Source organism: Microbacterium sp. HMH0099 (assembly GCF_049384025.1).
GTDB lineage: Bacteria > Actinomycetota > Actinomycetes > Actinomycetales > Microbacteriaceae > Microbacterium.
This window is the reverse complement of sequence record NZ_JBMRJR010000004.1, coordinates 115,985-136,124: the sequence shown is the minus strand read 5'-3', so window position 1 is coordinate 136,124 and position 20,140 is coordinate 115,985. Positions and strand designations below refer to the sequence as shown.

The 20,140-nt window shown below is 72.3% G+C and carries 16 protein-coding genes; 7 read left to right on the top strand and 9 right to left on the bottom strand.

Annotation, left to right across the window (positions count from 1 at the left end; all coding sequences use genetic code 11):
• Nucleotides 1–98: 98 nt before the first annotated feature.
• Nucleotides 99–1,817, bottom strand: coding sequence for an FAD-dependent oxidoreductase (locus ACO03V_RS10735; RefSeq protein WP_423137579.1), 1,719 nt, complete (start codon nt 1,815–1,817; stop codon nt 99–101).
• Nucleotides 1,818–1,928: 111 nt separating this feature from the next.
• Between ACO03V_RS10735 and ACO03V_RS10730 the strand changes: the two genes are divergently transcribed.
• On the top strand, nt 1,929–2,894 hold the full coding sequence (locus ACO03V_RS10730; protein ID WP_367730330.1) for a sugar-binding transcriptional regulator: 966 nt from the start codon (nt 1,929–1,931) through the stop codon (nt 2,892–2,894).
• A 33-nt stretch (nt 2,895–2,927) separates the two neighbouring features.
• Here ACO03V_RS10730 and dhaM read toward each other — a convergent pair whose 3' ends face one another.
• From dhaM to ACO03V_RS10710, 4 genes are all read right to left on the bottom strand, one after another.
• Nucleotides 2,928–3,656 (bottom strand): dihydroxyacetone kinase phosphoryl donor subunit DhaM, encoded by a 729-nt coding sequence (gene dhaM / locus ACO03V_RS10725; RefSeq protein WP_423137578.1) that lies wholly within the window; start codon nt 3,654–3,656, stop codon nt 2,928–2,930.
• Nucleotides 3,653–4,279, bottom strand: a complete 627-nt coding sequence (gene dhaL / locus ACO03V_RS10720) for a dihydroxyacetone kinase subunit DhaL (protein ID WP_423137577.1) — start codon at nt 4,277–4,279, stop codon at nt 3,653–3,655. Before dhaL ends, dhaM begins: the two co-directional genes overlap by 4 nt.
• A complete protein-coding gene (dhaK, locus tag ACO03V_RS10715) occupies nt 4,276–5,271 on the bottom strand; it encodes a dihydroxyacetone kinase subunit DhaK (RefSeq protein ID WP_423137576.1) in 996 nt (331 codons plus the stop codon). Before dhaK ends, dhaL begins: the two co-directional genes overlap by 4 nt.
• A gap of 84 nt (nt 5,272–5,355) precedes the next feature.
• Nucleotides 5,356–6,057 (bottom strand): lysophospholipid acyltransferase family protein, encoded by a 702-nt coding sequence (locus ACO03V_RS10710; protein WP_423137741.1) that lies wholly within the window; start codon nt 6,055–6,057, stop codon nt 5,356–5,358.
• A 160-nt stretch (nt 6,058–6,217) separates the two neighbouring features.
• Here ACO03V_RS10710 and ACO03V_RS10705 point away from each other — a divergent pair, with 160 nt between their 5' ends.
• Nucleotides 6,218–7,171 carry an FKBP-type peptidyl-prolyl cis-trans isomerase gene (locus tag ACO03V_RS10705; protein WP_367730341.1) on the top strand — a complete coding sequence of 318 codons (954 nt, stop codon included), beginning with the start codon at nt 6,218–6,220 and terminating at the stop codon, nt 7,169–7,171.
• A 29-nt stretch (nt 7,172–7,200) separates the two neighbouring features.
• Nucleotides 7,201–8,283 carry a 1-deoxy-D-xylulose-5-phosphate reductoisomerase gene (dxr, locus tag ACO03V_RS10700; protein ID WP_423137575.1) on the top strand — a complete coding sequence of 361 codons (1,083 nt, stop codon included), beginning with the start codon at nt 7,201–7,203 and terminating at the stop codon, nt 8,281–8,283.
• 474 nt (nt 8,284–8,757) lie between these two features.
• On the opposite strand, the gene ACO03V_RS10695 is transcribed toward dxr, so the two are convergent.
• Nucleotides 8,758–10,416, bottom strand: a complete 1,659-nt coding sequence (locus ACO03V_RS10695; protein WP_423137574.1) for a Mur ligase family protein — start codon at nt 10,414–10,416, stop codon at nt 8,758–8,760.
• An 87-nt stretch (nt 10,417–10,503) separates the two neighbouring features.
• Between ACO03V_RS10695 and ACO03V_RS10690 the strand changes: the two genes are divergently transcribed.
• Nucleotides 10,504–11,820 (top strand): M50 family metallopeptidase, encoded by a 1,317-nt coding sequence (locus ACO03V_RS10690; protein WP_423137573.1) that lies wholly within the window; start codon nt 10,504–10,506, stop codon nt 11,818–11,820.
• A 48-nt stretch (nt 11,821–11,868) separates the two neighbouring features.
• Here ACO03V_RS10690 and ACO03V_RS10685 read toward each other — a convergent pair whose 3' ends face one another.
• Nucleotides 11,869–13,779: an anthranilate synthase family protein gene (locus ACO03V_RS10685; protein WP_423137572.1), complete on the bottom strand. Its 1,911-nt coding sequence runs from the start codon at nt 13,777–13,779 to the stop codon at nt 11,869–11,871.
• Nucleotides 13,780–13,985: 206 nt separating this feature from the next.
• Here ACO03V_RS10685 and ispG point away from each other — a divergent pair, with 206 nt between their 5' ends.
• Together ispG and ACO03V_RS10675 are read left to right on the top strand one after the other, a co-directional pair.
• Nucleotides 13,986–15,137, top strand: coding sequence for a flavodoxin-dependent (E)-4-hydroxy-3-methylbut-2-enyl-diphosphate synthase (gene ispG, locus ACO03V_RS10680; RefSeq protein WP_367730353.1), 1,152 nt, complete (start codon nt 13,986–13,988; stop codon nt 15,135–15,137).
• A gap of 243 nt (nt 15,138–15,380) precedes the next feature.
• On the top strand, nt 15,381–16,559 hold the full coding sequence (locus ACO03V_RS10675; protein ID WP_423137571.1) for a benzoate/H(+) symporter BenE family transporter: 1,179 nt from the start codon (nt 15,381–15,383) through the stop codon (nt 16,557–16,559).
• A gap of 131 nt (nt 16,560–16,690) precedes the next feature.
• On the opposite strand, the gene pcp is transcribed toward ACO03V_RS10675, so the two are convergent.
• Nucleotides 16,691–17,326 (bottom strand): pyroglutamyl-peptidase I, encoded by a 636-nt coding sequence (gene pcp / locus ACO03V_RS10670; protein ID WP_423137570.1) that lies wholly within the window; start codon nt 17,324–17,326, stop codon nt 16,691–16,693.
• A 23-nt stretch (nt 17,327–17,349) separates the two neighbouring features.
• Nucleotides 17,350–18,150: an NADH:ubiquinone oxidoreductase subunit 4 (chain M) gene (locus ACO03V_RS10665; RefSeq protein WP_367730359.1), complete on the bottom strand. Its 801-nt coding sequence runs from the start codon at nt 18,148–18,150 to the stop codon at nt 17,350–17,352.
• A 109-nt stretch (nt 18,151–18,259) separates the two neighbouring features.
• On the opposite strand from ACO03V_RS10665, the gene ACO03V_RS10660 reads away from it, so the two are divergent.
• Complete coding sequence (locus ACO03V_RS10660) at nt 18,260–20,056, top strand: proline--tRNA ligase (RefSeq protein WP_423137569.1); 1,797 nt, start codon at nt 18,260–18,262, stop codon at nt 20,054–20,056.
• Nucleotides 20,057–20,140 lie beyond the last annotated feature (84 nt).

The window sequence follows — 20,140 nt, the reverse complement described above, 5'->3', positions numbered from 1 at the left end:
CGCACCCGGACGTCGACGTCTCGGTAGTTATGCGGCTCTTCCCCCGAACTTATGACCGCCGTGCGGGCGCGCAACAGGCGGCGCGCCCGCACGTTCTCTCAGATTCGAGCGACCCCGGCCTCGGTGAGATCGACGCGGTGAGCGCGGCGGAGCGTCTCCGTCGTCGCCGCGATCTCGGCGTCGATGCGGTCGGCGTCCCAGCCCAGCGGGCCGGCCACGGCCTCGGCGACCTCGCGCAGCGTGCGCTCGGTCATGCCGCCGACGAACGCCAGGTGCGTGCGACGCAGGAGCACGTCGATGAGGTGCACCACCTGCTCGTGCGCGGCGATCCAGGCCAGCTCCTCGCGGTAGTAGCCGTGGGCGTCGGCGAGCGGAGTGGGCTCGGCCGGGAGGGCGTCGAGGACGACGTCCGCCCGCGTGCCGTAGCGATCGAGCATCGTCTCGACGAGAGCGGCGCCGTGGGAGTTCGTGCGTGCGGCGATCCACCGACGACGCTCCTCGGGGCTGGTCGGGTAGCCCTTGCCGCCGCCGATCGCGAGGCCCTGCGTGCTGACGCGGTGCGGGCGGCGCAGCTTCTGCAGCGTCTTCATGCTGAGGTGCTCGGCGAGGGCGCGGAACGTCGTCCACTTGCCGCCCACGAGGCTCATCGACGGGATGCCGGCGACCTCGCCGTCGACGATGCGGTAGTCGCGCGAGACGAAGCCGGGCGCGGTGTCGTCGTGGCGTGGGAGCGGGCGGATGCCGGAGAACGTGTAGACGATCTGTGAGCGGTCGACGCCGACGGTGGGGAACACGTGCCCGATGAGGTCGAAGAAGTACGCGATCTCGTCGTCGGTGCACACGACCGGCTGCGACGGGTCGGCGTCGATGTCGGTGGTCCCGACGAGGACGCGGTCCTTCAGCGGGTAGATCAGCACGATGCGACCGTCGGAGTGCTCGAAGAAGATCTCGCGACCGCCGGTCGCGGCCAGCAGCTCGGGGTTGTCGAGGACGATGTGCGATCCCTTGGTGCCGCCCATGAACTGCGTCGGCTGCCCCATCGCGCTGTTGGCGAGGTCGGTCCACGGCCCGGCCGTGTTCAGCACGACCTTGGCCCGGACGCTGAACTCCTCGCCGGAGACCTCGTCGCGCACGCGCACGCCGTTCTCGTCTGCGCCGACGGCGGAGACGTAGTTGACGGCCTGCGTGCGTCCGCCGCCGGCCTCGATGCCGTCGCGCAGCACGTCCAGGGCGATGCGCTCGGGGTCGTGCATCGACGCGTCGAAGTACGTCGCCGTGTAGGCGAGGTCCGAGTTGAGCTTCGGCAGCTCGGCGAGCGACTTCTTCTTGCCGAGGAACTTGTGGCGGGGCACGGTGCCGCCGTCGCGGGAGAAGGTGTCGTACATGATGAGCCCGACCTTGATCAGCAGGGCGCCGCGCTCGTTCGGCTTGCCGCGGCCGTGCGTCACCAGGAGGCGGAACGGGGCGGAGAGGATGCCGGAGAACGTCTTGTAGATCGGGATCGTCGTCTCCAGCGGCTTGACGTAGTGCGGGGCGGTCTTGAGCAGGTCGTTGCGCTCGGTGACCGCCTCCTTCACGAGACGGAACTCGCCGTTCTCGAGGTAGCGGATGCCGCCGTGCACCATGTGGCTCGACGCCGACGAGGCGCCGGAGACGAAGTCGCCGCGTTCGACGAGGGCCACCTTGACGCCCTGCAGCGCCAGGTCCCGAAGGGTGGCGAGGCCGTTGATGCCCCCGCCGATGATGAGGACGTCGAGGTCTTCGGCGTCGCGGAGCGCCTGCACATCGGCGCGAAGCTGGGAGGTGGGGGACGACATGTCGACTGCGACCTTTCGTTATCGGTACCCCAGCAGGATGCGCCTACGTGCACGTTGTTGCAAGCCCCCTGAAAAAACGTGCAGAATGGCGTATCGGAAGGGTGGGGGACCATGACGACACAGGCCGAGGAGCGCTCTCGCGACGCCCTGCGCGCGGCACAGCTTTACTACATGCAGGACCTGACGATGGATGCCATCGCGCACGAGATGCGCGTCTCGCGGTCTTCCGTGTCGCGTCTGCTCCAGCACGCCCGGGACGTCGGGCTCGTGACCATCTCCATCAGCCCGCCCGACGATGCGCGCGGTCAGATGGCCCAGCGGGTGGCCGACCGTTACGGGATCATGGCGCACGTGGTGCCCACGCCCACCCGCACCACCGAGGCCGACCGCCTCGAGCGCACCGCGCTCACCGCGGCGCGCATCCTCGCCGAACGCGTCGAGTCGTCGATGACCGTCGGCATCGCCTGGGGGTCGACGCTGTCCGCCGTCGCCCGCCACATGGCGGCGAAGGACGTGCACGACACCCACATCGTCCAGATGAACGGCGCGGCCAACCCCCGGACCTCCGGCATCCCGTACGCGGGGGAGATCCTGTCGCGCTTCGGTGCCGCGTGGTCCTCGTCGGTGCACCAGTTCCCCGTGCCCGCGCTCTTCGACGACCCCCGCACGAAGCAGGCGATGTGGCGGGAGCGCTCGGTGCGGTCGGTGCTGGAGATCCAGCAGCGGGTGGGGCTCTTCGTGTTCGGCCTGGGCTCGCCGCACGCCGACGTGCCGTCCCACGTCTACAGCGGCGACTACTTCGACGAACGCGACCGGTCGATCATCGAGCGGGAGGGCGTCGTCGGCGACTGCGCGACGGTCTTCTACCGCGTCGACGGCTCATCCGACATCCCCGAGCTGAACAACCGCTCCAGCGGCCCCGACCTGGACACCGTCCGCCGCATCCCGCGCCGCTTCTGCGTCGTGTCGAGTCTGTCCAAGCTGGACGGGCTGCGCGGAGCGCTAGCCGCCGGACTGATCACCGAGCTCGTCGTCGAGGAGTCCCTCGCGCGGCGCCTGCTGAGCCTTCCGCGCTGACGGCGTCCCCGGCACGTCCGGCGGGCGCGCGGCTCAGCGCTCGCCGAAGCCGTCCTCGATGAGTCCGCGCAGGTCGTCCAGCGCCGCGCGGGCCTGCGGACCGGTCGCCCGCACGCGCACCCGCGCACCCCGGTGCACGCCGAGCGACATGAGCGCCAGCAGGCTGCGCGCCGAGACCTCCTCACCGCCGGCGTCGAGGTCGGCGATGCGGACGTCGGCGTCGTAGCGCGACGCGGTCTTGACGAACGTCGCCGCGGGTCGGGCGTGGAGACCCGAAGGGTTCACCACGGTCGCCTCGAACGACAGCGCGTCCTCGACCGGGGGAGCGGATGCCGCGGGCTCACGGCCGGACGACGGGGCGTCCGCGCCGAGCTGACGCTGTTTGGCCTCCCCGGCGGTCTCCGCCTCGGTGGCCACCGCGTCGAGGTCGGCACCGCCGGCCGCCGTCACCACGGCGCTGACGAGCCCCTCGACGAACGGCGCCGCGCTCAAGCGCACGCGCTCGGGGACCGCCACGAACTCCCGCGCCATCTCGGCGCTCAGCAGCGCCGAGCCCAGGTCCATCAGCACCAGCACGCCCTCGCCGGTGTCGGCCTCGTCGATCGCGGTCGCGATGGCCGTGGCATCCGTCCCCAGGTCGCCGTCCGGACCGCCTGCCGCCACCCGGATCACGGGCGGGTGGTCGCCGCCCATCTGCAGGGCGAGCTCCACGGCGGCCTCGGCCAGCGCGCGGCTGTGGGACACGACCACCAGCCCGATCACGCGGCCACCGTCGCGGCCAGCGCCTCGAGCAGGAGGGTCGAGGAGGCCGCACCGGGATCGACGTGTCCGGCGCTGCGGTCGCCGAGATAGCTCGCGCGGCCCTTGCGGGCGACGAGCGGCTCCGTCGCGTCGCGGCCCGCCGCGGCGGCGTCGGCGGCCGCCCGAGCCGCGGCGGCGAGGTCGTCGCCGGCGGCGTCCCAGGCGTCCAGGGCCGGGAGCAGGGCGTCGATCATCGTCTTGTCGCCGGGCTCGGCCTTGCCGCGGGCGACGACCCCCTCGACACCGGCGCGGAGCGCGGCGCCGAGGGCGGCGGCATCCACCGTCCCTCCCGTCGCGAGGGCAGGTCCCATCCGCAGGAAGAGCGTGCCGTAGAGCGGACCGCTCGCGCCGCCGACCGAGGAGACCAGGGTCATGCCGACGAGCTTGAACAGTTCCGCCGGGCTCGCCGGGACGGTGTCGAGCTTCGCGACGACGGCATCCATGCCGCGGGCGAGGTTCGATCCGTGGTCGGCGTCGCCGATGGCGGAGTCCAGAGCGGTGAGCTCCTCCTTGTGCTGCTGCACCGCATCGCGGAAGGCCTGGATCCAGGTGACGAGGTCGGCGGTCGAGACGGCGCCGGTCATGCGCCCCACCGGAGACCCGGGGTGACGACGGGGGCGTCCCAGAGGCGCAGCATCTCGTCGTCCGCCTTCACCACTGTCAACGACGCCCCCGCCATGTCCAGGCTCGTGATGTGGTCGCCGACGAGGACGCGCTGCACGTCGACGCCCGCGTCGGCCAGCAGCGGAGCGATCTCGCCGTACAGGAGGTACTGCTCGATGAGCGGCGTGGCGCCCAGGCCGGACAGCAGGACGATCGCCGGACCGACGGGGTCGCCGAAGTCGTGGACGATCGGGTCGACGAGCATGCGGGCGATCTCCCGCGCGGACGCCAGCGGCACGCGGGACCGGCCGGGCTCGCCGTGGATGCCGACACCGACCTCCATCTCGTTCTCGGGCAGCTCGAACGTCGGCCGGCCGGCGGCCGGCACGGTGCAGCTGGTCAGCGCGACACCCATCGACCGGCCGGAGTCGGCCACCCGGCGGGCGAGGGCGGCGACGGCATCCAGGTCCGCCCCCTCCTCGGCGAGGGCGCCGACGATCTTCTCGAGCACGACCGTCGTGCCCACGCCGCGACGGCCCGCGGTGTAGGTGGAGTCCTGCACGGCGACGTCGTCGGCGACCACCACCGAGGCCACGCGGACGCCCTCCGCCTCGGCGAGCTCGGCGGCCATCTCGAAGTTCAGGACGTCGCCGGTGTAGTTCTTCACGATGTGCAGCACGCCGGCGCCGGAGTCGGCCGCCTGCGTCGCGGCCAGCACCTGGTCCGGGGTGGGGGAGGTGAACACCTCGCCGGCCGCTGCGGCGTCCAGCATGCCCCGCCCGACGAAGCCGCCGTGCATCGGTTCGTGCCCGGAACCGCCGCCGGAGACCAGGGCCACCTTGCCCGGACGCGTCGGCTCGGCCCGCAGGATCACGCGGTTCTCGGTGTCGATCCGAAGCTCGGGGTGGATGGCCTGGATGCCGATCAGGGCTTCGGCCAGCACGTCGGCCGGGTCGTTGACGAACTTCTTCACGGTGCCTCCTCGTCGTGGCGTGACGGGTACGGGCCCGTCACCCCGACGATGCTCGCCGAAGGCAGCCACGTCAAGGACGAATCGTCAGAGACGCTCGTGCGGGAGAACCTGCTTGATCCGGTCGATGGGGTTCTGCGCGGGGGCCTCGTTGTACGCGTTGGCGAGCTCCTGCTCGCTGAGGGCGTGGATCGCGGCCATGATCTCGTCGGTCGCGCCGCGGCGCGCGCGGCCCGAGGACGCCGGGCCGTGGGGGGAGAGGTCGAGCGGCGTGCCGAAGCGCACCGTGATGCGCTCGCTGAGCGTGGGCATGCGGGCCCCCACCGGCATGACCTTGTCGGTGCCGATCAATCCGACGGGGACGACCGGCGCCCCCGTCTGCAGCGCGAGGAACGCGACGCCGGTGCGGCCCTTGTACAGGCGTCCGTCGAGCGAGCGCGTGCCCTCCGGGTACAGCGCCACCGCGCGACCGTCCTCGAGGAGGGCGCGCTGCTGGTCGAGGGCATCGAGGGCCTTCTGTCCGGCACCGCGCTCGACGGGGATGGCGCCGATGGCGGTGAAGAACTGCCGGGACGCCCACTTCTCGAAGTACGCCGACTTGGCCAGGAAGTGCACTGGACGCGGCGCGGCCACCGGGATGGCGATGGAGTCGATGAACGACAGGTGATTGCTGGCGAAGATCACCGGGCCGGTACGCGGGACGTTCTCCCGCCCCTCGACCCGCGGGCGGTAGACGGCCCGGGCCAGGGGGGTGATGACCGAACGGCCCAGGCCGTACGCGGCGCCCATCTGCTTCGGCGGGACGGCGGTGGGGTCGCCGGGCACGTCGGAAGTCACTCGTCGAGGGTATCCCGCGGCGCATGCCCGCCCGTGCATGGGGTACACAGGCGCGGCTAAGCCGGCATGGGGGAGGATGGGGGCGTCCCCCGTACCCATCGAGAGGTCCGCCGTGCGCATCCGTCCGATCGCCACCCTGTCCGTCGCCGCCGCCGCGGTGCTGCTGCTCGCGGGATGCTCCGGCTCCCCGGACGCCGATTCGACGCCGGATGCCACCGCCTCCGCGTCGGGGGACTGCACTACCCCGTTCACGGGCGAGGTGCCCGAAGGGCTCGACGTGTCGGGCGACTTCGAGGGCCCGGTGACGATCGAGCGTCCCGACGACTTCGCGCCCGCCGACATCCAGCGCAGCGTGCTCATCGAGGGATCGGGCGACGAGATCCAGGCCGGCGACGTCGTGAAGGCGAACTACACGGTCGTCGACGCGTCCACTGGCGAGGTGCTCCTCAACTCGCTCGACACCGACCCGGCCGGCATGGACATGGTCGTCAACGCCCAGCAGATCTTCGGGGCGGCCGTCTCGTGCGTCCCCGTCGGCTCGCGCACCGTCTCGACCTTCCCCGCCGGCGTGCTCGGCGAGGGCGCTCCCGCCTACGTCCTCGTCGCCGACGCGATCGAGGAGCTCCCGACCCGCGCCACCGGCACCGAGGTCGCCCCCGTCGAGGGCATGCCCACGGTCGAGTTCGCCGACGACGGCGCCCCGACGATCACCGTGCCCGACGCCCCGGCGCCGACCGAGACGCGGATCGAGAACCTGCGTCAGGGCGACGGCGAGGAGATCCGCTCGGGCGACCAGGTGATCGTCCAGTACACCGGCGTCCTGTACGACGGCGGCACCGTCTTCGACTCCAGCTGGGAGCGGGGCATGCCCGCCGAGTTCCCGACCACGGGCGTCGTCCCCGGCTTCCGTCAGGCCCTCGAGGGGCAGACCGTGGGCTCGCAGGTCGTCGCCGTCATCCCGCCGGCCGACGGCTACGGCGAGGCGGGCCAGGGCGAGATCCCGGCGAACGCGACCCTCGTGTTCGTCATCGACATCCTCGGCGTGCAGCACGCGCCGCAGTCCTGACCGGGAGGACGCGTCGTTAGGCTGAGCCCATGCGTCGCGTCCTCATCCTCGGCTCCACCGGCTCCATCGGCACGCAGGCGCTCGACGTCATCCGTGCCAACGCCGGGCGTTTCGAGGTCGTCGGTCTCGCCGCGGGGTCGGACCGCGCGGGCGTCGAGGCGCAGGCCGCGGAGTTCGGCGTCCCGCACGTCGCGCTCGGCGCCGTCGAGGCGGAGCAGCTCGTCCGCGACGTCGACGCCGACGTCGTGCTGAACGGCATCACCGGGTCGGTGGGCCTCGGCCCGACGATCGCCGCCCTCGAGTCGGGCCGGACCCTCGCTCTGGCCAACAAGGAGTCGCTCATCGTCGGCGGTGAGCTGGTGACCGCGCTCGCCGCGCCCGGGCAGATCGTCCCCGTCGACTCCGAGCACTCGGCCATCGCGCAGGCGTTGCGCTCCGGGGACGCGGAGGAGGTCGGTCGGCTCGTGCTCACCGCCTCGGGCGGGCCGTTCCGCGGTCGATCCCGCGACGAGCTGGGCGAGGTCACCCCGGCGCAGGCGCTGGCGCACCCCACGTGGGACATGGGCCGCGTCGTGACGACGAATTCGGCCACCCTGGTCAACAAGGGCCTCGAGGTCATCGAGGCGCACCTCCTCTTCGACGTCCCCTACGAGCGCATCGACGTCGTCGTGCATCCGCAGTCGATCGTGCACTCGATGGTCGAGTTCGTCGACGGGTCGACGATCGCGCAGGCGTCGCCGCCGGACATGCGGCTGCCGATCTCGCTGGGGCTGGACTGGCCCCGACGGGTCGCCGGCGTGGGCGCGCCGCTGGACTGGACCCGCGCCTCGCAGTGGACGTTCGAGCCGCTGGACGAGGAGGCCTTCGGCTCCGTCACCCTCGCAAAGCGCGTCGGTGCGGCGGGCGCGACCTACCCGGCCGTGTTCAACGCCGCCAATGAACAGGCCGTCGACGCGTTCCACGAGGGACGTCTGACGTTCCTCGGCATCCTCGAGGTCATCGAGGCCGTCGTCGATCGGCACGACGCGCCGTCGTCGCTGACGCGCGAATCCCTCGCCGAGGCGGAGGCCTGGGCCCGCCGCACGGCGGACGAGGTCATCGCCGCCCGCTGACCCCCCCCGTTCGCCGGGGACGCTGACTTGGCGCAGATGTACGCGCTGGGGGGTGTCCCGCGTGCATGTGTGACAAGTCACGGCTCCCGGGGGCTCGGGATGCCAGGGCGCTGACTTGGCGCAGATGTACGCGCTGCGGGTGTGCGGCGTGCATGTGTGACAAGTCACGGCTCCCGGGGGCTCGGGATGCCAGGGCGCTGACTGGGCGCAGATGTACGCGCTGCGGGGTGTGCGGCGTGCATGTGTGACAAGTCACGGCTCCCGGGGGCTCGGGATGCCAGGGCGTTCACTTGGCGCAGATGTACGCGCTGCGTGCGGTGCGGCGTGCATGTGTGACAAGTCACGGCCCCCGGGGGCTCGGGATGCCAGGGCGCTGACTTGGCGCAAATGTACGCGCTGCGGGGGGTGCGGCGTGCATGTGTGACAAGTCACGGCCGGAGGGGCCCGGGAGGGGACCCGGGCGGCGGGGGAGCGTCAGGCGGGGAAGGCGAACGGGCGGTCGGGGTCCGACGAGGGCGTCTCGTCGGCGGGGTAGGGCACCGGCCACTGCGGATCGGCCACCGGCCAGCCCGCCGCGGCCAGGGCCCGGCGCGACAGCTCGCGGGCCGAGTACGGCGTCCGCACGCCGCGGATGTCGCGGTAGTCCTGGTGGCCGGGTCCCGCCCAGAGGATCGCGTCGCCCTCGCCGACGAGCTTCACGGCCTCGGCGATGGCGCGCTCGGGCGGGGAGAACTCGTGGATCTCGGCGTCGGGCCGGGCACGGCGCGCCCCCTCGATGAGCACCGTGCGGATGGCATCCGGATCCTCATGACGCGGATGGTGGTCGGTCACGACGAGGATGTCGCTGCCCTCCACGGCGGTCCGGCCCATGTCGTGGCGCTTGGTCGCGTCGCGGTCGCCGTCGGCGCCGAAGAGCATGAGCACCTTGCCGGGCGTCACGCGACGCACGGCGGCGAGGGTCTTCTCGAAGGCGTCGGGGGAGTGGCCGAAGTCGACGTACACCGCCGGCCCCTGCGGCCCCGACACGAGCTGCGTGCGACCCGGGAGGGAGGCGTCGATCCTCCCGGCGTCGAGAGCGGCCACGAGCGCGTCCCACGCGTACCCGGCCTCGAGGAGCATCACGATCGCCAGGCCCGCGTTGGCCGCCATGTGGCGTCCGATCACCGGGACCACCGTGGTGAGGGTCCGGCCGTCGCGGGCGCGGAGCACGAACTCGGTGCCGTCCGGACGCTCGTCGACGACGTCGACGGTCCAATCGGCGTCGGGCGCGGCGTCCTCCGCGATGGCGGGCGTCACGATCGTCACGACGGGGATCTCCGCGCGTCGGGCGATCTCCGCGCCCGATGTCGTGTCGAGGCAGACGACCCCGCGTCGCGCGCGGTCGGGACGGAACAGCGGCAGCTTCGCCTCGAAGTACTCGCGCATGTCGGCGTAGTCGTCGAGGTGGTCGTGGCTGAGGTTGGTGAAGCCCGCGACGTCGAAGACGAGTCCGTCGACGCGGTGGCGGGTGAGGGCCTGGGCGCTGACCTCGACCGCGACGGCCTGCACGCCCCGCTCGCGCATGAGGGCGAGGAGGGCGTGGAACTCGGATGCCTCGGGCGTCGTCAGCCGCGAGACGATGACCTCGCCCGCGATGTGACGCTCGGCCGTCGAGGACAGGCCGGTGACCACGCCGAGCTGGCCGAGGATACCCTCGAGGAGGTGGGAGACGCTGGTCTTGCCGTTGGTCCCCGTGGTGGCCAGGAGGGTCGGCAGGTCGTCGTCGGGGCCGGTGCCGTAGACCCACGCGGACAGGTCCCCGAGCAGCGCCCGCGGGTCGTCGACGACCACGATGGGCAGGCCGGTGGGAGCGGCGATGTCGGCGCCCGCGGCGTCCGTGACGACGGCGACCGCGCCACGCTCGGCGGCGATGGGGGCGAACTCCGCGCCGTGACGGTTGACGCCCCGGATGGCGACGAACGCCTCACCGGCCCGCAGGTCCGCGGTGGCCAGGGTGATCCCCGTGAGGGTCGTGCCCTCGACGTCGCCGATCGTCCGGCCGGCGAAGAGGCGGGCCAGCTCCGCGAGATCGCGGTGCGGCGGACGTTCCGGCCGGAGGACGGGCGGGAGGTGGGGGGCGGCGTCTTTCGGCATCCCCGACATTCTCTCATCCGCCGTCGCACAGCCCTCGCATCGCGGCCGCACGGGCGCTTCAAAGCCGGGCGGCGGTATCGTCAGCGGGTGACCGCGATCGCCTTCCTCATCGGCGTCCTCGTGCTCGTGATCGGCCTCGCGCTCTCGATCGCCCTGCACGAGGTCGGGCATCTCGTGCCCGCCAAGCTCTTCGGCGTCCGCGTCGGCCAGTACATGATCGGCATGGGCCCGACCCTGTGGTCTCGCCGCCGCGGTGAGACGGAGTACGGCATCAAGGCCCTCCCGATCGGCGGCTACATCTCGATGGCGGGCATGTACCCGCCCGCACCCGAGAAGCAGGAGGCGTCCCCCCGGCGCTCCCGACTGTTCGCGACCATGGTGCAGGACGCGCGCGACGCCAACGCCGAGACGATGATCGCGGGCGACGACCGCGTGTTCTACAAGCTGCCGGTCTGGAAGCGCATCGTCATCATGCTCGGCGGGCCGTTCATGAACCTCGTGCTGGCCTTCGTCTTCATCTCGATCGCACTGAGCGCCATCGGCGTGCAGACGGCCACGACCACGGTCGCCGCGGTCTCGCAGTGCGTCATCCCGGCCAGCGCCGAGCGGACCGACTGCGGCCCGTCCGACCCGCTCGCGCCCGCCGCCGCGGCCGGCGTCCAGCCCGGCGACGTCATCGTCTCCGTCGACGGCACCCCCGTCTCGACCTTCGCGGAGGCGGCCGACATCATCCAGCGCTCCGCCGGCCAGGCCCTGCCCGTGGTGATCTCCCGCGACGGCGTCGAGCAGATGGTCTCGATCACCCCGCAGAGCACCGACCGTGCGGTGACCGACGACCGGGGCCGCGCGGTGACCGACGCCAACGGGAACCCCGAGTACGAGACGGTCGGCTTCGCCGGGTTGCTCGCCCAGGAGAGCCTCGAGCCCCAGCCGCTGTGGGCGGGTCCGCAGGCCACCGTCCAGCAGATCGGCTCCGTCGCGCAGATCATGACGCAGCTGCCCGTGCGGGTCTACGACACCGCGGTCGACCTGTTCACCGGCCAGGAGCGCGACCCGAACGGCCCGCTGAGCGTCGTCGGCGCCGGGCGGCTCGCCGGCGAGGTGGCTGCCGTCGACGCGCCGATCGCCGCCCGCGCCGGCACGATCCTCGGTCTGCTCGGCTCGCTCAACATCGCGCTCTTCGTCTTCAACCTCATCCCGCTGCTGCCGCTGGACGGCGGGCACGTGGTCGTGGCCCTCTGGGACGGCCTGAAGCGGACGATCGCCCGGATCCGCGGACGCGTGGCGGCCCCGGTGGATGCCACCCGGCTCGTGCCCGCGACCTTCGTCGTGGTCGTGCTGCTCGTGGCCATGGGCGGCATCCTCATCGCCGCCGACGTCTTCAACCCCGTCCGCCTGTTCTGACCCGGGCCGCCGCCGGCCGGCCGCGGCACCCGGGCCGTGACCCGCGGGTCAGAGCACGTGCGCGATGAGCCGCTCCAGCGTCCGCATCCCGTCGCGGGACAGGATCGACTCGAGGTGGCCCTGCACCGAGGCGAAGCCGGGACCCCGCAGCGCGTAGACGTCACCCGACGACGGCTCGGCCGCGACGTCGACGCCGGAGGGGGCGGCATCCGGCATCCGCGCCGTGAAGGTGTTGTAGAACCCGATCGAGGCCGGCTCGCCGAAGACGTCAACGCTCTTCTGCAGGCCCTGGTGGGGGCGCGGCAGCGGGGCGAGGTCGAAGCCGAGGCCGTCGGCGAGGATCTGGTGGCTGAGGCAGACGGCCAGCAACGGCGTCTCCGCGGAACGTCGCCGCGCCACCACGCGGCGCATCGCGGCCATCCGCGCGCTGTCGTCGCGGGGGTCTCCGGGACCGGGGCCCGAGACGACGAGGTCGGCCGCGTCGAGCGTCGCGTCGTCCGCCTCCGACCAGTGCACGATGCGGGTGTCGAGGCCGAGGTGGCGCAGCTGGTGCGCGAGCATCGTGGTGAACCGGTCCTCCGCGTCGACGACGAGCGCGGTGCGCCCGGCGAAGGGCCCGGAGCCGTCGGGGTCCTGCGGGTTCATCCAGAACGGGGCGAGGCGGTCGTTGCGCGAGGCGAGCAGCTCGGCGATCGCCGCGTCCTCCGCCAGCGGCCGGCGAGGAGCCGTCGGGGCGTCCGGGTCGGCGTCGGCCGGGGCGGCGGGGACGGCCGCCGGGGCGGTGTCGCGGGGGATCGCGCCGATGGCTCCGAGCACGCCCGCCGCCTTGCCGTGCGTCTCGCCGACCTCGCCGTACGGGTCGGAGTGGCGCACGAGCGTCGCCCCGACCGGCACGCGCAGGCGTCCGTCGACGAGGTACGCCGTGCGGATGAGGATCGGCGCGTCGAGGTCGTGCGTGGGACCCTCGGTCGCGCCATTCGGGGTGAACAGCGCCGCGACGCCGGAGTAGTAGCCGCGGGGGATCGTCTCGTGCCGCGCGATGACGGTGCAGGCGTTCTGCATCGGCGAGCCCGTCACGGTCGGGGCGAACATGGTCTCGCGGAGGATGTCGCGGGGGTCGAGGTCGCTGCGCCCGCGCAGCATGTACTCGGTGTGCGTCAGCCGGGACATCTCCTTGAGATGCGGGCCGGTGATGCGGCCACCGTCGCTGCACACGGCGCTCATCATCTTGAGCTCCTCGTCGACGACCATGAAGAGCTCCTCGGTCTCCTTGGTCGAGCGCAGGAACTCCGCGAGCGTCTCGGCCGTCGCCCCGCCGGCGGGGTGCCGGAACGTGCCCGAGATCGGGTTCATCGTGACGATGCCGTCCTTGGCGCTCACGTGCGCCTCCGGGCTGGCACCGACGGCGACGTGCCCGTCGGTCACGACGGCGAAGGTCCAGTAGGCGCCCTTCTCGTGCTCGAGCAGCGCGCGGAACCACGTGAGCGCGGCCACGCGCGGGTCGACGTCGACCCCCGCGACGAAGTCGCGGCGGATGACGAAGTTCGCCCCCTCGCCGCGGCCGATCTCGTCGGCGATCACGCGCCGGACGATGTCGGCGTACTCCTCGTCGGCGATGTCGAAGCCGGCGTCCGCGAGCTTGACGGGGGAGGAGGGGAGGGATGCCAGGGCCTCCGCGCGCGGCACGACACGGCGGTCCGCGATGACGAGGCAGCGCAGCGGGGCGCCGTCGTCGTGGCAGACGAATCCGCGCTCCCGCACCTGTCGGAACGGGACGAGGGCGAGGACCTCGCGCGCGACGCCGGCGGCATCCATCAAGGGGATGTCCGCGAGCAGCTCGACGTCGACGACGTCGCCGGTCAGCACCTCGATCGTCTCGCCGTCACGCGCGATGAGGGCGAAGGGCGCATCGCCCGCGGCGAGGTCGAGGAGGGCGGAGGAGGGATCGGGCGCGGTCATCGGAGTACTTCCATCTGTGAACGAGGGTCCGCAGCGGCCGCCGGAAAACACGAAGACCGCCCGGTTCTCAGGGAGGGGCGGTCTGTTCGTGCGCGTGCACACCGCCTAGACGGTGGGCCACCAGGTCGGATACGCGCGCATGGCGCCGAACCTATCACAGGGCCCTCCTCCGCCTTCGTCCAGCCGCATCGGCGTAGGCTGGGCCCGTGCCCGCAGTGAACATCGGTATGCCCCGCGTGCCGGAGGTCCTCTCTCCGCGTCGCAAGACCCGTCAGATCAAGGTCGGCAAGGTGCTCGTCGGCGGTGACGCCCCCGTGAGCGTCCAGTCGATGACGACGACGCCCACGACCAACATCAACGCCACCCTCCAGCAGATCGCCGAGCTCACGGCATCCGGCTGCGAGATCGTGCGCGTCGCCGTGCCGTCGCAGGACGACGCGGACGTGCTGCACATCATCGCGAAGAAGAGCCAGATCCCCGTCATCGCCGACATCCACTTCCAGCCGAAGTACGTGTTCCAGGCGATCGACGCCGGCTGCGGCGCCGTGCGCGTGAACCCGGGCAACATCCGCAAGTTCGACGACCAGGTCGGCGCGATCGCCAAGGCCGCCAAGGACGCCGGCGTCTCGCTGCGCATCGGGGTCAATGCCGGGTCGCTGGACCGCCGCCTGCTCGAGAAGTACGGCAAGGCCACCCCGGAGGCGCTCGTCGAGAGCGCCGTGTGGGAGGCGTCGCTGTTCGAGGAGCACGACTTCCACGACTTCAAGATCTCGGTCAAGCACAACGACCCGATCGTCATGGTCAAGGCGTACCGTCTCCTCGCCGAGCGGGGCGACTGGCCGCTGCACCTCGGTGTGACCGAGGCCGGACCTGCGTTCCAGGGCACGATCAAGAGCGCCACGGCGTTCGGCATCCTGCTGTCCGAGGGCATCGGCGACACCATCCGCGTGTCGCTGTCGGCGCCCCCGGCCGAGGAGGTCAAGGTCGGCCACCAGATCCTGCAGTCGCTGAACCTGCGCGAGCGCAAGCTCGAGATCGTCTCGTGCCCCTCGTGCGGTCGCGCGCAGGTCGACGTCTACACGCTCGCCGACGACGTGACCGAAGGCCTTAAGGACATGACGGTGCCGCTGCGCGTGGCCGTCATGGGCTGCGTCGTCAACGGTCCGGGCGAGGCGCGCGAGGCCGATCTGGGCGTCGCCTCCGGCAACGGCAAGGGCCAGATCTTCGTCAAGGGCCAGGTCATCAAGACCGTCCCCGAGGCGGACATCGTGCGGACGCTCATCGAGGAGGCCAACCGCATCGCGGACGAGATGGGCCCCGACGCCGCGCCCGGCACTGCGCAGGTCGTCACCGTCTGACGCGCCTCCCCGGCGGCCGTGGCCGTCGTGCGCCCCGCCGTGCTGCTCCGTGCCGTGCGTGCCGTGCATGCCGGGCCGTGAGGTGGCGCAAATGTACGCGCGCGGGGTTCTGGCGCGTGCATTTGCAGCAAGTCAGCGCTGGGCTCCGGGCCGTGAGGTGGCGCAGATGGACGCGCGGGGGGCCACGGGTCGAGGGTCGGCCTGCCGGCCTCCGGCTTTCGGTCCGATAGCGTCGAAAGTCTCATGACCGACTCCTCCTCGCTCGCCCGTCCGCTCATCGCGGGCGTCGTCACGGCCCTCGTCGGCTTCACGAGCACCTTCGCCGTCGTCCTCACCGGTCTCGAGGCGGTCGGTGCGACGCCGGCCCAGGCCGCCAGCGGCCTGCTGGCGATCACCCTCGTCGTCGGCGTCGGCTGCATCGTGCTCGCCACGCGCTACCGGATCCCGATCACGATCGCGTGGTCCACCCCGGGCGTCGCCCTCCTCGCCGCCACCGGCGCGGTGGACGGCGGCTGGCCCGCGGTCGTCGGCGGCTTCCTCGTCTCGGCGGCCTTCATCCTCTGCACCGCGCTCTTCCCCCCGCTGGGGGCGCTCATCGCGCGGATCCCGCCGTCCATCGCGCAGGCCATGCTCGCGGGCGTCCTGCTTCCGCTGTGCGTCGCGCCGTTCGTCGGCCTGGTGGACGACCCGTGGGGAGTGGCCCCGGTGCTGGTCGTGTGGCTGGTGGCATCCCGACTCCTGCCCCGGTGGGCGGTCCCGCTCGCGTTCGTCGCCGCGATCGCCGTCGTGTCGGTCGAGCTGGCCCGGTCGGGCGCGGACATGGATGCCGCCTCCCTCCTGCCCCGTCTGGAGCTCACCGTCCCGACGCTCACGGTCGGGTCGGTGGTGGGCATCGCCCTGCCGCTGTTCGTCGTGACGATGGCGTCGCAGAACGTCCCCGGCGTCGCCGTCATGAAGAGCCTCGGCTACACGATCCCGTGGCGGCCGGCGATGCTCGTCACCGGGCTCGGCTCGGCGCTGGCCGCGACCGCGGGCGGGCACGCGGCCAACCTCGGGGCGATCAGCGCCGCCATCGCGGCCGGGCCGGACTCCCACCCGGACCCGAAGAAGCGGTGGGTCGCCGGGGTCTCCGCCGGCGGCATGTACCTCGTGCTCGGCGCATTGTCGGCCGCCTTCGCCGCGATCGTGCTGCTCGCCCCGCCCGGGGTCATCCCGGCGGTGGCGGGCGTGGCGCTGTTCGGCGCCTTCGGCTCGGCGGTGCAGCAGGCGATCGACGACCCGGGGGAGCGGGTGCCCGCCGTCGTGACCTTCCTCGTCGCGGCATCCGGGATCGCCATCGCCGGCGTGAGCGCCGCGTTCTGGGCGCTGGCGGCCGGCCTGCTCGTGCGAACCGTGCTGCACGTCGGGCGACGCCGGGCCTGAGGCGCCGCGGGGCGTCGCGGAACTCGCAGAATGCCGCGAAGCTCGCAGAATCCGGGCGGAATGCTGCGAGATCGACGCGATTCTGCGAGCGGAGGCCGCACGCGTCAGTGCAGTGCGCCGCCCGACGCGCGTCAGTGCAGCGCGCCGCCCACGAGGGCCGCGTCGGCGGGGGTGTCGACGGCGGTCCGCACCGCGATCTCGAGCGCGCGGGCGATGTCCGCGAGCGGGAGCGACGGAGCACCGGCGTGGGCGGTCTCGGTCGCGTAGGGGACGTGCACGAAGCCCGCGCGGACGTCCGATCCCGCCGTGGCGTGCAGCGCTGCGTACATCACCTGGTTGCAGACGAAGGTCCCCGCGGTGTGCGAGAGGGCGGCCGGGATGCCACCGGCGTCCACGGCCGCGGTGATCGCCTTGACCGGGAGCGTGGCGAAGTAGGCCGCGGGTCCGTCCGGCACGACCGGCGCGTCGACCGGCTGGGCGCCGTCGTTGTCCGGGATGCGGGCGTCGGCGAGGTTGACGGCCACGCGCTCCGGGGTGACGGCGGTGCGACCGCCGGCCAGTCCGACGGCCAGGACGACCGACGGACGGTGGGCGGCGATGAGGTCTCGCAGGCGGGCGGGTGCTCCGTCGAACGTCACGGGGAGCACCTCGGCGACGAGCTCCTCCGGGCCGGTCCACCGCTCCGCGACGAGACGGACGGCGTCCCCGGACGGGTTGGACGCGTCTCCGGCGAAGGGGACGAACCCGGTCAGCAGCACGGTGGTCATCGCCCCAGGCTACGTCGGGCCGGTCAGCCGAAGGCGAACTCCGTGCGGATGCGATCCCGGGCCTCGGCGTACTCCGGCTGACCGTCGAAGAACCGCAGCTTCTCGCCGATCACGGTGTCGGCGTCGGATCTCTCCTCCAGGACGTAGGTCATGAAGCTCTCGGCGAAGTCCTCCGCCACGTTGGTCGCGGCGTAGTCGCTGACGAAGTCGTCCTCGTGATCCTGGTAGAACTCCCACGCCCGGTCGGGGTCGTCGTTGTCCGGGTCGGGGGCGTCCTCGTATCCGCTCCAGAACCGCTGCTGGAAGGACGTGAGCGCGGCATCGGGACGGAGGCATCCCTCGTTCGTCTGCACCGTCTCGCAGGAGTCGGTCCCGTGATCGGTGTCGTCGGCGCCGAGGCTGAGGATGTGCGCGTACTCGTGGACGAGCGTCGACAGCAGCAGATCCGGGTCGTCGGCGTACGCGAGGTTCGCGGCGAACACCCACAGTCGTGGGTCCGCGTCGCGGTAGACGTAGGCGAGGGTGTCGCTGTCCGGGTTGTCGCCGACGCGGTACTGCCGGATGGTCGCGGCGGCGAAGTCGGGGGTCACCACGCGGGTGAACTCGTCCCACACCTCGCGGGCGCGCCGGTCCGGCTCGGGGGACAGGATGCCGTCGGCGTCGACGTCGTGGACCACGACGGCGCCGAAGTCCTCGTCCTCGTCGCGCGGAGCCCCGCCGAACCCGAGGACGGAGGTGACGGCGGACCCGGCGAACGCCCACACCATCGTCCCCGCGAGCACCGCGATCGACGCGGTGAGGAGGACGATCCAGCGGACGCGCACGCGTTCACCCTACGGCCCGCTCCGCCGGCGACGGAACGGACGGCATCGACCGAGTCGACCGACGCGACCGGGTCAGGGGGCGGCATCCACCGCCCTAGACTCGATGATCGTGGTCACCCGTCTGTCGAACTTCTTCCTCCGCACGCTCCGCGAAGACCCCTCGGATGCCGAGGTCACGAGCCACCGCCTGCTCGTGCGCGCCGGGTACATCCGTCGCAACGCCCCCGGCATCTTCGCGTGGCTGCCGCTCGGTCTGAGGGTCAAGGCCAAGATCGAGACGATCGTCCGCGAGGAGATGGCGAACGCCGGTGCGTTCGAGGTGCACTTCCCGGCGCTGCTGCCGCGCGAGCCGTACGAGCAGACCGGCCGCTGGGAGGAGTACGGCGACGCGCTGTTCCGTCTGCAGGACCGCAAGGGCGCCGACTACCTCCTCGCGCCCACGCACGAGGAGATGTTCACCCTCCTGGTGAAAGACCTTTACTCGTCCTATAAGGACCTTCCCCTCACGCTGTTCCAGATCCAGGACAAGTACCGCGACGAGGCGCGCCCCCGCGCCGGCCTCCTGCGCGGGCGCGAGTTCACGATGAAGGACGCCTACTCGTTCGACGCGTCGGACGCGGGGCTGGACGCCTCCTACCAGGCGCAGCGCGACGCCTACGAGCGCATCTTCCAGCGCCTCGGCCTCGAGTACGTCATCGTCGCGGCCGACGCCGGCGCGATGGGCGGCTCCAAGTCGGAGGAGTTCCTGCACCCGACCCCGATCGGCGAGGACACCTTCGTCCGTTCGGCCGGCGGCTACGCCGCGAACGTCGAGGCGTTCACGACGGTCGCGCCCGAGGCCCTGCCGATCGACGGTCAGCCCGAGCCCGTCATCTTCGACTCGCCGAACACGCCGACCATCGCGACGCTCGTCGACCACGCGAACGCGCACCTCGACGCCCCGGCGGCCGGGATCGCCGGTCCGGCCACCGCCGACGCGGCGGAATGGACCGCGGCCCACACGCTGAAGAACGTCGTGCTCGCCCTCACCCACCTCGACGGCGAGCGCGAGCTGGTCGTCGTCGGTCTGCCGGGCGACCGCGACGTGGACGACAAGCGCGTGGAGGTCGCCTTCGGCCCCGCGGAGGTGGAGGCCGCCACCGCCGACGACTTCGAGAACAACCCGCTGCTGGTCAAGGGCTACATCGGCCCGTGGTCGCCGACCGGTCCCGTGCTCGGCGCGGAGTCGGCGACGAAGATCCGCTACCTGCTGGACCCGCGCGTCGTCGACGGCACCGCCTGGATCACCGGCGCGAACATCGACCAGAAGCACGTCCACTCGCTCGTCGCCGGCCGCGACTTCGTCGGCGACGGGTTCGTCGAGGTCGCCACCGTTCGGCCGGGCGACCCGGCGCCCGACGGCTCCGGTCCGGTGGAGCTGGCCCGCGGCATGGAGATCGGCCACGTCTTCCAGCTCGGTCGCAAGTACGCGGAGGCGCTCGGGCTGAAGGTGCTCGACGAGAACGGCAAGCTCGCCACCGTCACCATGGGCTCCTACGGCATCGGCGTCACGCGCATCCTCGCGATCATCGCCGAGCTCAACAACGACGACAAGGGCCTCGTCTGGCCGACGACGGTCGCGCCGTTCGACGTGCACGTCGTCGCCACGGGCAAGGACGCGGTCGCCTTCGACCTCGCCGCGTCGGTGGCCGAGAAGCTCGAGGCATCCGGTCTCGACGTCCTCTACGACGACCGTCCCAAGGTCTCGCCCGGCGTGAAGTTCGGGGATGCCGAGCTCGTCGGCATCCCGCGGATCCTCATCGTCGGCCGCGGCGCCGCCGACGGCCAGGTCGAGCTGTGGGACCGTCGCACCGGTGAGCGCGAAGCGCTCACCACCGACGAGGCCCTGGCCCGTCTGACCGCCTGACGGGTCGACCGTCCCCGCCCGGCCCCGATGCGGGCGGGTCGGGGGCGTGGCCCCGCCCTCGCGGCATCCGTCCCCGCCGTCCGG